Below are 14,141 nucleotides of genomic sequence, written 5' to 3' on the forward strand. Positions count from 1 at the left end.
TCCTGGCCGAAGCCGTCGCGCGCCCACGCCCGCCGCCCGCGGGGGCAACTGGCCTGAAGGACGCATTTTGGTTAGTCTGTACTAACTGAAATCAGGCTAGTGGCCGTTAAGTGTCTTGTCCAGCACTTATTCGGCACCTTCTCGAAGGAACCGATCCATGCCCGCAGCACCGCACGCCGCCGCCGGGACGCGCCAGACCGGCCGCAGCCTGGCCAAGGCCACCCGCAGGGCCGCACTGCTGGACGCCGCCGCCCGCCTCTTCGCCGAGCGCGGCTTCAACGGCGTGTCCATCGAAGACCTCGGCTCGGCGGCCGGCGTCAGCGGGCCGGCCGTCTACCGGCATTTCGAGAGCAAACATGCGGTGCTTGCGGCGCTGCTCACGGGCGTCAGCCAGGACCTGCTCGACGGCGGCCAGGACGTGGCGGCGGGCCGGCAGAATGCCGAGGAGGCGCTCCGCGGCCTGGTCGCCTTCCACGTGGACTTTGCCTTGAAGAATCCCGACGTCATCCGGGTCCACGACAGGGACCTGGACAGCCTCCCCGCCGAGGACTCGGCGCTGGTCCGGACGCTGCAGCGCACCTATGTGGAGGTGTGGGTTTCCGTGCTGGCGCGGCTGCTGCCGGAGGCGGACGCGGCGCAGTTGCGGGTCCGCGCACACGCCGTCTTCGGACTGATCAACTCCACGCCGCACTCGACCCACCGGAGCCGGCAGCCGCGGGAAGCCTGGCGCCGCAATCTGCTGGAACAAATGGCTTGGGCCGCCTTGAAAGCCGAGTAGGGTGTATCAGACACCAACTAGCCGAAAGGTCTGCTGTGATTGAGCTTCGTCCTGTAGAACCTGCCGACCTCGACGAGTTCTTCGAGTACCAGCAGGATCCCGACGCCAACCATATGGCGGCGTTTGCCGCCCGGAATCCGTCTGACCGCGGCGTGTTTGATCTCCACTGGCAGAGCCTGCTCAACGACGAGTCCATCACCGTGCGCACCGTCACCGTCGACGGCGAGGTGGTGGGCAGCGTGCTGGCCTACCCCAACGAGGGGTACCCGGAACTGAGCTACTGGACGGCGAAGTCGCAGTGGGGCAAGGGCGTCACCACCGCGGCCGTCGAGGCCTTCCTGCGGGAATTTTCCGCGCGTCCCATCCGCGCGCGGGTGGTCAAGGACAACCTTGGCTCAGTCAAGGTCCTGCACAAGCTCGGCTTCCGGACCGTCGGCGAGGCCCAGGGCTTCGCCAACGCCCGCGGCGCCGTGGTCACCGAGGAGATCCTCGAACTGGCCTGAGCCGCCTCTGCACCCTGATCACACCATGGCCAGCACCATGGCCGGGTCCGACAGGATCGTGCCCACGTCGGCGAGGAAGCGTCCCGCCTGCTCCCCGTCCACCACGCGGTGGTCGAAGGACAGGCTGAGCGTCACCACATCGCGCAGCGCCACCTCCCCCCGGTATTCCCACGGCTGCCGGCGCACCGCGCCGAGGGCAAGGATGGCCGACTCCCCCGGGTTCAGGATCGGCGTTCCGGCATCGATGCCGAACACCCCGATGTTGGTGATGGAGATGGTTCCGCCGCGCAGTTCGGACGGGGCGGTCCTCCCGGCCCGTGCCGTCTCGGTCAGCTCCCCCAGGGCCTCGGCCAGCCGGTGCAGGTCCATCCGGTGCGCGTCCTTGATGTTCGGCACCGTCAGTCCGCGCGGGGTCGCCGCGGCAATGCCGAGATTCACGTAGTTCTGCTGCACGATCTCGCCGGCGTCCCCGTCCCAGCGGGAGTTCAGCTCGGGGCGGCGCTCCAGCGCCAGGCACAGGGCTTTGGCGGTGATGGTCAGCGGCGTGAGTTTCAGCCCGGCAAACGCCTTGCCCGCCCTGAGCCGCCGGATCAACTCCATGCTCTCCGTCGCGTCGACCGTAAGGAACGAGGACGCATGCGGGGCGGTAAAAGCACTGGCCACCATGGCGGCGGCGGTACGCTTCCGTACGCCCCTGACCGGGATCCGCGTCTCGGCCTCCGCGGCGCCGCCGAGCCAGCCGCCGTCCGTCCCGGACACGGCGTCCGGGGCCGCGACCGCCGGGGCCGCTGCGGCCGCCTCGTGGACTGCGAGGACGTCGTCGCGGGTGATCAGGCCCCGTTCTCCGGTCCCGGCCACCTGGGCCAGATCGACGCCGAGGTCCTTCGCCAGCTTGCGGACCGGCGGGGTGGAGCGTGGCCGCTCCGGGATCGTCGTCCCGGACGGTTCGGCAGCGGCCTCGTGGTGCGCACCGGCCGGTGCGTTCCGGTCCAGGGTCGCCGGATAGGTGGCCGGCACCGCCGCGGTGGCCGCCCCTCCGCTCTTGCGCGGGCGCCGGGCAGGCCGCCCGTTCCCTTCGGCCGCCGCACCGTACCCCACCAGGTTCGCCTCGCGGCGCGGTTCCGGCGGGCTTCCCGCGGCCTTGGCACCGTCGTCGCCCTGCCCCGCGTCTTCCACCTCGATGGAGACGATCGGCTCGCCCACGCTGACCGTGGTGCCGGGTACCTCATGCAGGGTCCGGACCACGCCGGCGAACGGCGAGGGCAGCTCGACCACGGCCTTGGCGGTTTCCACCTCGCCCAGGATCTGGTTGAGCTGGACCGCGTCGCCCTCGGCCACGCTCCAGCTGACGATCTCCGACTCGGTGAGCCCTTCGCCCAGGTCCGGCAGTTTGAATACCTTGATCCCCACGGGTTCAGTCCTCCAGTCCGGTCAGCGAGTTGGGCCGGCCGAGCACCCGGTCCACGCCGTCAAGGATGCGATCCAGGTCCGGCAGATGATGCCGCTCCATCTTGGCCGGCGGGTACGGAATGTCCATCCCGGTGATCCGCACCGGCGCGTGTTCCAGATGATAGAAGCAGCGTTCGGTTAGGCTGGCCGCGATCTCCGCGCCGAGCCCGCCGGTCCTGGCCGCCTCGTGGGTGACCACCAAACGGCCCGTTTTCCGCACGGAGGCCTCCACGGTGGGAAAGTCCAGCGGCGACAGCGAGCGCAAGTCAATGACTTCCACCGACACGCCGTCGTCCTCGGCGGCCTGCGCGGCCTCGCGTGCCGTCTGCACCAGCGCGCCGTAGGCCACCAGGGTCACGTCCGACCCGGGCACCTCCACCCGGGCGCTGCCCAGCGGCAGCGCGGACTCCAGCGCATTCTCGTCCACTTCGCCCTTGGTGTGGTACCGCCGCTTCGGCTCGAAGTAGACCACCGGATCGTCGGCGGCGATGGCCTGCTGGATCATCGTGCAGGCGTCCTGCGGGTTGGACACTGCCACCACCCGCAGACCGGACGTGTGGGTGAAATACGCCTCCGGGGATTCGGAGTGGTGTTCGGCCGCGCCGATGCCGCCGCCGAAGGGCACCCGGATGGTCAGCGGCATCTTGACCCGGCCGCGGGTGCGGTAGTGCAGCTTGGCTACCTGGCTGACAATCTGGTCGAACGCCGGGTAGATGAAGCCGTCGAACTGGATTTCGCACACGGGCCGGTAGCCCCGGTAGGCCATCCCGACGGCGGTGCCCAGGATCGCGGACTCGGCCAGCGGGGCATCGATCACCCGGTGGGCGCCGAAGTCCTTTTGCAGTTCGTCGGTAATGCGGAACACCCCGCCCAAGGCTCCGATGTCCTCGCCGATGATCACCACCCTGGGATCGTTTTCCAGGGCCTTGCGCAGCCCGGTGTTGATGGCGCGTCCAAACGTCATGGTGGTCATCAGCGGCCTCCCTCGGCAGCGTCGAACGAATCAAGATAGCGCTCGTAGTGCGCGCGCTGTTCTGCCAGCACGGGGTGCGGCGCCACGTAGACGTTCTCGAACAGTTCCAAGTCCGCCGGGTCGGTCATGCTCGTGCACCCGGCCCGCATCTCGGCCGCTGCCTGGTCGGCCGCGTCCCGGACCCGCTGTTGCAGGCCCTCGTCCAACAAGCCCTCGGCCGCCAGGTGGGCGGCCAGCCGGTCGATCGGATCGCGGCTCTTCCAGTCCTCCAGCTCGTTCGCGTCGCGGTAGCGGGTGGGATCGTCCGCCGTCGTGTGCGGTCCCATCCGGTAGGTGACCGCTTCGATGAAGGACGGGCCGCCGCCGCTGCGCGCGTGCTCCAGCGCCCGGCGGGTCACCGCCAGGCAGGCCAGGACATCGTTGCCGTCCACCCGGTAACTGGGAATGCCGAATCCGGGCGCCCGTTCGGAGAGTTTGCCTTGGGTTTGCAGTGACACCGGTTCGGAGATCGCCCACTGGTTGTTCTGGCAGAAGAAGATCACCGGCGCCTGGAAGCTGGCGGCAAACACCATGGCCTCGTTCACGTCGCCCTGGCTGGTGGCGCCGTCGCCGAAATACGTCACCGCCACGGCGTCATCGCCGTCGAACTTGACCGCCATGGCGTAGCCGGTGGCGTGCAGCGTTTGCGCGCCGATGATGACCTGCGGGGTGGCCATGTTGATCTCGTAGGGGTCCCAGCCGGAGGGCCTGTTGCCGCGCCAAACGCGGATCATGTCGGTCAGGTCCACGCCGCGGCAGTACGCGACGCCGTTTTCCCGGTAGCTGGAGAAGACGAAGTCGTCCTTGCGCAGGGCGCGGCCGGAACCGATCTGGGCCGCTTCCTGCCCCAGCAGCGGCGGCCACAAGGCGAGCTCCCCCTGCCGCTGCAAGGCGGTGGCTTCCTGGTCCAGGCGGCGGACCACCACCATGTCCTGGTAGAGGCCGGCGAGTCGGTCGCCGTCGATATCCTCCAGCCAGGGGTCGAACTCCCCGCTGGGGGCCCGCGTGCCGTCCGGCGCGAGCAGTTGGATGTAGCTTTCCTGGTGATGCGGACCGGCCGGGTCCGTGCCTGGTAAGGACACTTGCGACACTCCCTTTGCGTCTTCAGGGCCGGGAAGTCTTGTGGACCTCCCGGCGCCGGACAGCCCCGCCTGCACCTTTGCCCGCGGTTGACTGTGACACTACTCACATCCGGCAAGTAGCGCAATGATCCGGACAAAAACTGAGCAGAATGCCCTGTCGGGGCCGGGCAGGTCGTGCTAGTCTGCGCATTATGCGGAATCTGGACGGCACCGACCTGCGGTTACTGACAGCCCTGACGCAGGATCCGCGCCGGACGGTCGTGGCCCTGGCGCAGATCCTGGGCCTGTCCCGCAACACGGTGCAGGCGCGGATGGCCCGGCTGGAAAAGGACCAGGTGTTCCTGTCCTTCGACCGGCGGATCAATCCCGCCGCCGTGGGATATCCGCTCGCGGCCTTCATCCACATCCACGTGCACCAGCCGAAACTGCAACAGATCACCGACGAGCTGGCCCGCATTCCGGAAGTACTCGAAGCGATCGGCATCACGGGCCAGGCGGATATTCTGGCCCGCGTCGTCTCCGAGGGCGCCGAGGACCTGTTCCGCGTCAACGGCAAGATTCTGGCGATCGACGGCGTGGAGCGGACCGACACGTCGCTGGCCATGCACGAACTGATCCCGTTCCGGATGGAACCGCTGCTCTTCCGCGGTGCCGGGGCGACCGGCTGACTGTCAGGCCGGTGTGAATCCGACCAGGTCCCTCACGCTGACCAACGCCGCGCTCCCCTAAGCCGGACCCATTGCCCGCGAGGGGTTCGATGCCGATCACTGCGCCGCGCATGGCTGCGGGCCCGGCATCCTTCTGCCGGGCCCGCAGTGTTATCTGAGTCGGCGCGTTGCAGCAGGCGCGCGCCGCCGTCGTCGTCTCAGTGAACCGTGGCCTTCTCCGCGCCGACGCCGGTGAGCGAGCGGACCTCCATTTCGGCCTGCTTGGACGCGTCCTCGCGGTTCTTGTCCAGCACGGTTCCCAGCCAGCCCAGGAAGAACGCGAGCGGGATGGAGACGATGCCCGGGTTGTTCAGGCCGAAGATGGCGAAGTCCGCGCCGGGGATCATCGACGTCTCCTTTCCGGAGACCACCGGGGAGAACACGATCAGGACGATGGCCGCGCCCAGGCCGCCGTACATGCTCCAGACCGCACCCTGGGTGGTAAAGCGCTTCCAGAACAGCGAGTAGACGATGGTGGGCAGGTTGGCCGAGGCGGCCACGGCGAACGCCAGCGCCACCAGGAAGGCCACGTTCTGGCCCTGGGCGCCGATGCCGCCGAGGATGGACACGACGCCGATGACCACTACGGTGCGGCGGGCCACCTTGACCTCGCCGGCCGAGTCGACCTGTCCCTTGCGCACCACGTTCGCGTAGATATCGTGCGCGAAGGAGGCGGCCGCGGTGATGGTCAGGCCGGCCACCACCGCCAGGATGGTGGCGAAGGCGACTGCCGAGATCAGCCCCAGCAGCACCGGGCCGCCGAGCGCGAAGGCCAGCAACGGTGCGGCGGAGTTGACCCCGCCCGGAGCGCTCTTGATGGCTTCCGGGCCGATCAGCGCCGCGGCGCCGTAGCCCAGCACCAGGGTGAACAGGTAGAACGCGCCGATCAGCCAGATGGCCCAGACCACGGACCGGCGGGCCTCCTTGGCCGTCGGCACGGTGTAAAAGCGCATCAAGACGTGCGGCAGGGCCGCGGTGCCCAGCACCAGGGCCAGCGCCAGCGAGATGAAGTCCAGCTTGGACGCCTCCGAGACGCCGTACTGCAGGCCCGGGTTGAGCAGCTCGGGGTTGCCGGCGGTTTCCACGGCGGCACCCAGCAGTTCGGACAGGTTGAAGCCGTGCAGTGCCAGCACCCACACGGTCATGATGAACGCACCGGCGATCAGCAGGCAGGCCTTGATGATCTGGACCCAGGTGGTGCCCTTCATGCCGCCAACCAGTACGTAGAGGATCATCAGTGCGCCGACGACGGTGATCACCAGAGACTGTCCCAGCCTGGAGTCGATGCCGATCAGCAGCGAGACCAGGGCGCCGGCTCCGGCCATCTGCGCCAGCAGGTAGAAAAAGCACACGGCCAGTGTGGTGATGGCCGCGGCAATCCGCACCGGGCGCTGCCGCAGCCGGAAGGACAGGACATCGGCCATGGTGAACTTGCCGGTGTTGCGCAACAGCTCGGCCACCAGCAGCAAGGCCACCAGCCAGGCCACCAGGAAGCCGATCGAGTACAGGAAGCCGTCGTACCCGTTGATCGCGATCGCGCCGCAGATGCCCAGGAACGACGCCGCGGAGAGGTAGTCGCCGGCAATGGCGGTACCGTTCTGGCCGCCGCTGAAGGACCGGCCCGCCGCATAGTAGTCGGCAGCGGTCTTGTTGTTCCGGCTGGCCCGCAGCACCACCACCAAGGTCACGCCGACAAACAGGGCGAAGATCAGGATGTTGATCCAGGTGGAATCCTTGATGTCGTCCGCCGTGACGGCCAGCGGAATGTTCACGGCGTGCCTCATTTTGTGTCCTCCGGTAGGCCGACGCCCTCGTTTTCGAGGCTGTGGCGGATGTCAGTGGCGATCGGGTCCAGCTTCTTGTTCGCGTAGCGGACGTACCAGGTGGTGATGGCGAAAGTGCTCACGAACTGCAGCAGGCCCAGCACCAGGCCGACGTTGATGTTGCCCCACAGCTTGGTGGACATGAATGCGTGCGCATAGTCGGCCAACAGCACATAGGCGAAGTACCACAGCAGGAAGGCCACTGCCATCGGGAACACGAACGAACGGTGGCGCCTGCGGAGTTCGGTGAACTCCGGACTGCTCTGGACCACCTGGAAGTCCACGGCCGCGGCGGTGCCGGCGTCCGGGTTGGGGTCGTTACCCATTTTTTCCTCCTCATCGGGCACACGCGGGGTGTGACTGCGATCACTCTGCTAGCTCGCGGTTACGGAGGCCAGCAGCCGGGCGGGTCGGGTCGCCCAACGGTCCACCGGCTGCGGTGAACGGCGCTCCCCTGCGCCGAGCTGCACCCGGCCGGCCCGGCCCGGAGGCTAGGCTGGAGGGCATGCTCAGCCCGGCCGTGGACATCGCGCTCATCGCCGCCCTGGCTGCCGCGGCGGTGGCGGTGATCGCGCTGGTGGGCTTCAAACTGACCCGGTCCTACCGGGACCTTGGCTCCGAGGCCGACCGCGCAACCTACGCCACGCTGCATACCGCGGGGCTCGCCGGCCAGTACCTGCGTGCCGGCCTGACGCCGGCCGGCGCCGGCAAGGCCAGCAAGCACCTGCGCGGCCTGTTGGGCTCCGAGGTGCTGGTGTTGACCGGGTTGGAGGACGTGCTCGGCTGGGACGGCGCCGGCCAGCCGCCGGAGTCGGCCCTGCGCCTGGCCGGCAAGACCATCGGATCGGGCCGCACCCAGGTGTTCCGCGGCGACCAGTTGCTGCCGGAGGGCCGGGTCCCGCGGGGGGCCGCCGCCCGGGACGGCGGCCCGACGGAAGCGGTCTTCGCCCCGATCCGGATCCGGGACCGGGTGGTCGGCACCGTCGGCGCCTACACCGGACACGTAGCGGCGTCGCTCGTGCGGGCCACCAACGAGGTCGCAGCCTGGGTGGCCACGCAGATCGAACTGGCCGAACTGGACACCTCGCGGACGTTGCTGATGGAGGCCGAGGTGCGCGCGCTCCGGGCCCAAATCAGCCCGCACTTCATCTACAACGCCCTGAACGCCATCGCCTCCTACATCCTCACCGACCCGGCGCGGGCACGGGAGCTGGTGATCGAGTTCGCAGACTTCACCCGCTACTCCTTCCGACGGCACGGAGACTTCACCACCCTGGCAGAGGAACTGAAATCGATAGACCGCTACCTGCTGTTGGAACGGGCCCGGTTCGGCGACCGGCTCAGGGTCAGCTTGCAGATCGGCCCCGAAGTCCTCAGCACCGTCATCCCGTTCCTCTCCCTGCAGCCGTTGGTGGAGAACGCGGTGCGCCACGGGATCGAAGCCAAGGAAGGGCCGGGGCAGATCACCATCACCGCCCACGACGCCGGCGCCTACGCCGTAGTGACCATTGAAGACGACGGCGTGGGCATGGATCCGGAGCGGCTGCGCACCGTGCTGGCCGGCCGCGCCGAAGGCGACCATGTGGGTTTGCGCAACGTGGACGTGAGGCTGCGGCAGGTCTACGGCGATGAACACGGCCTGGTGGTCGACACGGCGCCCGGTGCCGGCACGCTGGTCACGCTGCGGCTACCCAAGTTCCAGCCCGGGAACCTGGTGGACTGAAGCGGCCCGCGCGAAGCTTCAGCCCGGGGCCTAATAGACTGTGGGCCATGGTCAATGTGGTTGTCGCCGATGACGAAGCCCCCGCCGTCGAGGCCCTGGCGTACCTGCTCGCCCGGGATTCCCGGATCGGGGAGGTCCACAAGGCCACCAGCGGCGCCGAAGCGCTGCGTGCCCTGGAGCGCCACGACGTGGACGCGCTCTTCCTGGACATCCATATGCCGGCCCTGACCGGGCTGGACATCGCCAAGGTCATTTCCCGCTTCAGCCGCCCGCCCGCCGTCGTCTTCGTGACCGCCGATGAGGACAAGGCGCTGCAGGCCTTCGAGCTGGCCGCCGTGGACTACCTGCTCAAGCCGGTGCGGGCAGACCGGCTGGCGGAGTCCGTGCGCCGGATCTGCGAACTGATGGAAGACGGCGGCGCGGCCAAGCCGGAAGTCGTCACCGTTGACCAGGGCGGCATCACCAAGATGATCCGGCGGGACGAGATCCAGTACGTGCAGGCCCAGGGCGATTACGCCCGGCTGCACACGGCCGACGCCAGCTACCTGATCCGGGTGCCGCTCAACGACCTGGAGCGCCAGTGGGCGGACGCCGGCTACCTCCGGATCCACCGCTCCTACCTTGTGGCGATGGACCGGATCCAGCAGATGCGGACCAGCGCCGGCAGGGCCAGCCTCCTGGTCGGCGGTGCCGAACTGCCCGTCAGCCGGCGTCACCTGCCCGCCGTCCGCGACCGGCTGGAGGCCACGCGGGTGAGGCCGCGCGGATGAGCAGCGGTCCCGGCCGCGGCGAGGTTCCCCCAGGTGACGACGGCGGCATCCCGCTGCACCACGGCGGCATACCGGTGAACGACGGCGGCGCCCCGCTGCCCGACGGCGATGCACAGGTTCCGGCGGCCGGTTTCCGGCAGCGGGTCCGCGTCACCGCGCCGCGTTCGGCCGCGCCCCGGCCGGCGGGCGGCTACACCTTCTCCCGCGAGGTGGCCGAGCAGTCGGAAGTCGGCGAGCTCTTCGTGCGGTCCCTGGTCCGTTCCCAATTGCGCCTGGCCGTGGTGGTGGCGGCCGGTTTCGGGCTGATCCTGCTGGGCATGGCCGTGCTGATCGCGCTGGTACCGCTCACGGGCACGTTGACCGTGTTCACGGTCCCGCTCCCCTGGCTGCTGCTGGGCATCGGGATCTACCCGATCATCCTGGCCTGTGCCGCGCTCTACAACCGGGCGGCCGCCCGCAACGAGCGCCGCTTCCGCGAGTTGACGGCCGACCGGGTTGGCCCGGGGACGAGGCAGTGAACGCGGCCGCCGGGCTGGCGGCGGTAGCCGCCGTCTGCGCCGCCACCGTGCTGATCGGCATCTACGGGCTGCGGATTTCCCGCACCACCGGTGATTTCTACGTCGCCTCGCGGACGGTCAAGCCGTGGTGGAACGCGTCGGCCATCGGCGGCGAATACCTCTCGGCCGCAAGCTTTTTGGGCGTGGCAGGGCTGATCCTGGTCTCGGGCATCGACGCGCTCTGGTTCCCCGTCGGATACACCGCCGGCTATCTGATGCTTCTGCTGTTCGTGGCTGCCCCGCTGCGCCGCTCCGGCGCGTACACGATTCCCGACTTCGCCGCGGCCCGGCTCGATTCCACTGCCGCGCGACGCGTCACCAGCCTGTTGGTGATAGCGGTCGGCTGGCTTTACATCGTGCCGCAACTTCACGGGGCCGCCCTGACCGTGCGCATCGCCACGGGCTTGCCGGGCTGGGCAGGCGCCCTCGCCGTCGTCGTCGTGGTGGTGCTGTCCGTGGTCACCGGCGGCATGCGCTCCATCACCTTCGTGCAGGCCTTCCAGTATTGGCTGAAACTCACGGCCCTGGCCGTCCCGGTGGTGTTCATCCTGCTGGTCCTCACCGGTTCGGGCCAGTCGGCCACCGGCGGCGGCGCGGCGTTCGACCCGTCGCTGGATGTCGTCGGCGATGCATCCCTGTACCGGAATATCTCGCTGATCATCGCCCTGCTTTTCGGGACGCTGGGGCTGCCGCACGTGCTGGTGCGTTTCTACACCAATCCCGACGGTGCCGCCGCCCGCCGCACCACGCAACTGGTGCTGGGGCTGCTGGCGCTGTTCTACCTCTTCCCCACCATCTACGGCGTGCTCGGCAGGCTGCACACCCCGCGGCTGGCCGGCGGCACCCAGTCCGACGCCACGGTGCTGCTGCTGCCGGGGCGCATTGTGGACGGCCTGGCCGGCGATCTCTTGAGCGCCTGCGTGGTGGCGGGCGCGTTCGCCGCGTTCCTTTCCACTACCTCCGGGCTGGTGGTTTCCCTGGCCGGGGTGGTCAGCCAGGACCTGTTCCGCGGCAGCGTCAGGGGCTTCCGGCTGGCCGCCGTGCTGTCGGCCATCGTGCCGCTGGGCATCGCCCTGGGCACCGAATCGCTGGCCCTGGCCGGTAGCGTGGGCACGGTCTTCGCGTTTACCGCCTCGACCATCTGCCCGCTCTTGCTGCTGGGCATCTGGTGGCGGGGTCTCACCGATGCCGGCGCCATTGCCGGCATGGTGTCGGGGGCGGTGCTCTGCGGCGGTTCGCTGCTGGCGGCTGCCGTGGCGGGACCGAAACTGGGCGCCTGGGCCGAGCCGTTGGGACAGCCGGCGGCCTGGACTGTTCCGGCGGCGTTCCTGGTGACGGTGGCCGTTTCCCGGGCGACGGCTTCGCGCAGGCCGGCCACCACCGCCCGGGTCATGGCACGGCTGCACACCCCGGAGCGGGCGGACAGTCCGGAGCCGGCCGGTTGGTCCCGTCCCGGAGACTGAACGAGGTCGGGCCCCGTCAGTCGATCGCGGCCATTAACTCGACGACGCGGTCCAGGAACGCGTCCACCTGGTTTTCCTCGTAGCCGTCTTTGCCCTTGGCCTCGCGGAACACGGCCCTGCGGACCACGTCCACGCTCATCGGCTGGTCGTGCTCGAAATAGCCCAGCAGTTCCACGCACAGCGCGTCGACGTCCTCCACGTTGTAGCTGACGGCGTTCCGCTTCGTCGGCCGGCGGAAGCGTTCGCCCGGGGCGCGGTGCAGGCGGGCGCGCAGCATCGCCGACACGCGGCCGATCTGCGTCAGCCAGGCCTGTTCGCCGTCCCTACTGATCAGCGCGTCGCGCTCCCGCTGGGCGAAGACGTCCTCCAGCCGGTCCAGCGCGGCGTCGACGGCCCGCGGGTCGTAGCCGCCCTTGGCCGGATCGAACGTCATGGCCCGGACATCGCGGCTGGTGATGGGAGCGTCGTCGGGCTCGGGGTTGTTGTAGTACTCCCGCGCCCGGCTGAGGAAGTCGTCCACCTGGCGTGCGTTGTAGCCGAAGTTCCGCCGGTCCACGTGGTCGAACGGGGCACTGCCCTTGCCGGCATCAATGGTTCGTCGCGCCATGGTGTCCTGTGGTTCCTGTTCCGTCAATACGTTCCGCTTGTCTACGGTGCCCAGTCTATGCGGGCCGCCGCGTGGCCCCGGGTATCCGCGGCCGCGCGCCTACACGGCCCCCGGGGCCAGCAACGAGGCGAGCACGAAGGCCACCGGGGCGGCAAACACGATGGAATCCAGCCGGTCCATCACCCCGCCGTGGCCCGGCAGGAAGTTGCTCATGTCCTTGATGCCAAGTTCCCTCTTCACCATCGACTCGGCCAGGTCGCCCACGGTGGAGGCGGCCACGGTGGCCACGGCCAGGACCAGCCCGAACCACCACTGAAGGTCCAGCACCAGCACCGAGCACAGGACGCCGACCAGGACGGCTCCGCCGACCGAACCGGCAAACCCTTCCCACGACTTCTTGGGGCTGATCTTCGGTGCCATCGGGTGCTTCCCGAAGAGCACCCCGATCAGGTACCCGAAGGTGTCGTTGGAGACCACCAGCAGCAGCATGGTGGCCACCTTTAGGGCGCCGGACTCCTCCAGCAGCAACAGCAGCGAGAAGCTGATGAAAAAGGGAACCCAGCAGAGGATGAAGGTGCCGCTGAGCACACTGCTGACCGCGCCGTCGGTACTGTCCAGGCACTTCCAGACCATCAGTGCCACGCAGGAGGCCACCAGGGCGAAGGCCAACCCCTCCGGCCCGCCGTAATAGGCGGCCACGGGCATCGCGAGGGCCCCCGCGAACAGCGGCGGCAGCGGCACCTTGATGTTCTTGACCGTCAGGGCCCGGGAAACCTCCCACACGCCCACGGCCGCGAAACCGGCCACCAGCACCACGAAGGCATCGGGCAGGAGGAAAAGACCCACCAGGACAACAATGAGCAGCGAGAGTCCGACGACGATGGCTGCCGGCAGGTTGCGCCCGGCACGGGAGGGCTTGGCGGCGGCACGCAGCGCCCGCCGTCCGGGTTCTGCCGGCCGCTGTCCCGGACCAGCCGCCGGAGCCGGCGTATCGCCAGCCATGGGTTGAGGCTGGTCCGTACTCATCAGACCTCGAGCAGCTCGGCTTCCTTGCGCTTGAGGAGCTCGTCCACGTTGTCGGTGTGCGACTTGGTTTTGGCGTCCAGTTCCTTTTCGGCCCTGCTGCCTTCGTCCTCGCCGGCCTCGCCGTCCTTGACCAGCTTGCCGATGGTGTCCATCGCCTTGCGGCGGATGTTACGGATCGAAACCTTCGCGTCTTCGGCCTTGCCCCGCACCACCTTGACGTACTCCTTGCGGCGTTCCATGGTCAGTTCCGGCAGGACCACGCGGATCACCACGCCGTCGTTGGCCGGGTTGGCGCCCACATCCGAATCGCGCAGGGCCTTCTCGATGTCGTTCAGCGCCGACTTGTCGTACGGCGTGATCAGCAGGGTGCGCGGTTCGGGGTTCTGGAAGGACGCCAACTGCTGCAGCGGGGTCGGCGTGCCGTAGTAGTCGACCGTGACCTTGGAGAACAGTGCCGGATTGGCGCGGCCGGTGCGGATGGTGGCGAAGTCTTCCTTGGCCACTTCGACTGCCTTGTCCATCTTCTCGGCAGCTTCGCGCAGCGTCTCGTCTATCACGGTCTCTCCTTCACGTCCTTCATTCACTCCGCGATGCCCGCGGTCCTGGCTCTGCTTTCCATCCTAGGCTATCCGGCGGACGGC

At 68.8% G+C, this 14,141-nt stretch carries 15 protein-coding genes; 7 read left to right on the top strand and 8 right to left on the bottom strand.

From position 1 onward, the window contains the following. The first annotated feature begins 157 nt into the window (after positions 1 to 157). Together AC5RVV_RS16360 and AC5RVV_RS16365 are read left to right on the top strand one after the other, a co-directional pair. On the top strand, positions 158 to 778 hold the full coding sequence (locus tag AC5RVV_RS16360) for an SACE_7040 family transcriptional regulator (protein WP_494002452.1): 621 nt from the start codon (positions 158 to 160) through the stop codon (positions 776 to 778). 35 nt (positions 779 to 813) lie between these two features. Continuing rightward, a complete protein-coding gene (locus AC5RVV_RS16365) occupies positions 814 to 1,281 on the top strand; it encodes a GNAT family N-acetyltransferase (protein WP_494002453.1) in 468 nt (155 codons plus the stop codon). A gap of 18 nt (positions 1,282 to 1,299) precedes the next feature. Here the strand turns inward: AC5RVV_RS16365 and AC5RVV_RS16370 are convergent, their stop codons facing one another. The 3 genes from AC5RVV_RS16370 to pdhA are packed head-to-tail and all read right to left on the bottom strand — an operon-like array spanning position 1,300 to position 4,824. Further along, positions 1,300 to 2,691: a dihydrolipoamide acetyltransferase family protein gene (locus AC5RVV_RS16370; protein WP_494002454.1), complete on the bottom strand. Its 1,392-nt coding sequence runs from the start codon at positions 2,689 to 2,691 to the stop codon at positions 1,300 to 1,302. Between the two features lie 4 nt (positions 2,692 to 2,695). Beyond that, positions 2,696 to 3,703, bottom strand: coding sequence for an alpha-ketoacid dehydrogenase subunit beta (locus tag AC5RVV_RS16375; protein WP_494002455.1), 1,008 nt, complete (start codon positions 3,701 to 3,703; stop codon positions 2,696 to 2,698). Beyond that, entirely contained in the window at positions 3,703 to 4,824 is a 1,122-nt protein-coding gene (gene pdhA, locus AC5RVV_RS16380) for a pyruvate dehydrogenase (acetyl-transferring) E1 component subunit alpha (protein WP_494002456.1), read from the bottom strand. The genes AC5RVV_RS16375 and pdhA overlap by 1 nt, the downstream gene beginning before the upstream one ends. A 191-nt stretch (positions 4,825 to 5,015) precedes the next feature. Here pdhA and AC5RVV_RS16385 point away from each other — a divergent pair, with 191 nt between their 5' ends. Next, positions 5,016 to 5,492, top strand: a complete 477-nt coding sequence (locus AC5RVV_RS16385) for an Lrp/AsnC family transcriptional regulator (protein WP_494002457.1) — start codon at positions 5,016 to 5,018, stop codon at positions 5,490 to 5,492. Between the two features lie 197 nt (positions 5,493 to 5,689). Here AC5RVV_RS16385 and AC5RVV_RS16390 read toward each other — a convergent pair whose 3' ends face one another. Beyond that, entirely contained in the window at positions 5,690 to 7,315 is a 1,626-nt protein-coding gene (locus AC5RVV_RS16390) for a monocarboxylic acid transporter (RefSeq protein WP_494002458.1), read from the bottom strand. Then, positions 7,312 to 7,680: a DUF485 domain-containing protein gene (locus AC5RVV_RS16395; RefSeq protein ID WP_494002459.1), complete on the bottom strand. Its 369-nt coding sequence runs from the start codon at positions 7,678 to 7,680 to the stop codon at positions 7,312 to 7,314. Before AC5RVV_RS16395 ends, AC5RVV_RS16390 begins: the two co-directional genes overlap by 4 nt. Before the next feature lie 179 nt (positions 7,681 to 7,859). Between AC5RVV_RS16395 and AC5RVV_RS16400 the strand changes: the two genes are divergently transcribed. Genes AC5RVV_RS16400 through AC5RVV_RS16415 form a run of 4 tightly spaced genes read left to right on the top strand, consistent with a single transcriptional unit; the run spans position 7,860 to position 11,867 of the window. After that, positions 7,860 to 9,077 (top strand): sensor histidine kinase, encoded by a 1,218-nt coding sequence (locus AC5RVV_RS16400; RefSeq protein ID WP_494002460.1) that lies wholly within the window; start codon positions 7,860 to 7,862, stop codon positions 9,075 to 9,077. 47 nt (positions 9,078 to 9,124) lie between these two features. Then, the gene (locus AC5RVV_RS16405) at positions 9,125 to 9,847 is read left to right on the top strand and encodes a LytR/AlgR family response regulator transcription factor (protein WP_494002461.1); all 723 of its coding nucleotides are present in this window, start codon (positions 9,125 to 9,127) and stop codon (positions 9,845 to 9,847) included. Beyond that, complete coding sequence (locus AC5RVV_RS16410; RefSeq protein ID WP_494002462.1) at positions 9,844 to 10,365, top strand: DUF485 domain-containing protein; 522 nt, start codon at positions 9,844 to 9,846, stop codon at positions 10,363 to 10,365. Before AC5RVV_RS16405 ends, AC5RVV_RS16410 begins: the two co-directional genes overlap by 4 nt. Next, on the top strand, positions 10,362 to 11,867 hold the full coding sequence (locus AC5RVV_RS16415; RefSeq protein WP_494002463.1) for a sodium/solute symporter: 1,506 nt from the start codon (positions 10,362 to 10,364) through the stop codon (positions 11,865 to 11,867). Before AC5RVV_RS16410 ends, AC5RVV_RS16415 begins: the two co-directional genes overlap by 4 nt. A 16-nt stretch (positions 11,868 to 11,883) precedes the next feature. Here AC5RVV_RS16415 and AC5RVV_RS16420 read toward each other — a convergent pair whose 3' ends face one another. The 3 genes from AC5RVV_RS16420 to frr all read right to left on the bottom strand — a co-directional run bounded on the left by AC5RVV_RS16420 (position 11,884) and on the right by frr (position 14,057). Continuing rightward, the gene (locus tag AC5RVV_RS16420) at positions 11,884 to 12,474 is read right to left on the bottom strand and encodes a DivIVA domain-containing protein (protein ID WP_494002464.1); all 591 of its coding nucleotides are present in this window, start codon (positions 12,472 to 12,474) and stop codon (positions 11,884 to 11,886) included. Between the two features lie 99 nt (positions 12,475 to 12,573). Then, complete coding sequence (locus AC5RVV_RS16425) at positions 12,574 to 13,476, bottom strand: phosphatidate cytidylyltransferase (RefSeq protein WP_494002465.1); 903 nt, start codon at positions 13,474 to 13,476, stop codon at positions 12,574 to 12,576. A 23-nt stretch (positions 13,477 to 13,499) separates the two neighbouring features. Then, complete coding sequence (gene frr / locus AC5RVV_RS16430; RefSeq protein ID WP_494002466.1) at positions 13,500 to 14,057, bottom strand: ribosome recycling factor; 558 nt, start codon at positions 14,055 to 14,057, stop codon at positions 13,500 to 13,502. Positions 14,058 to 14,141: the final 84 nt, after the last annotated feature.

The sequence above is a fragment of the Arthrobacter sp. MDT2-34-1 genome, from assembly GCF_059091365.1.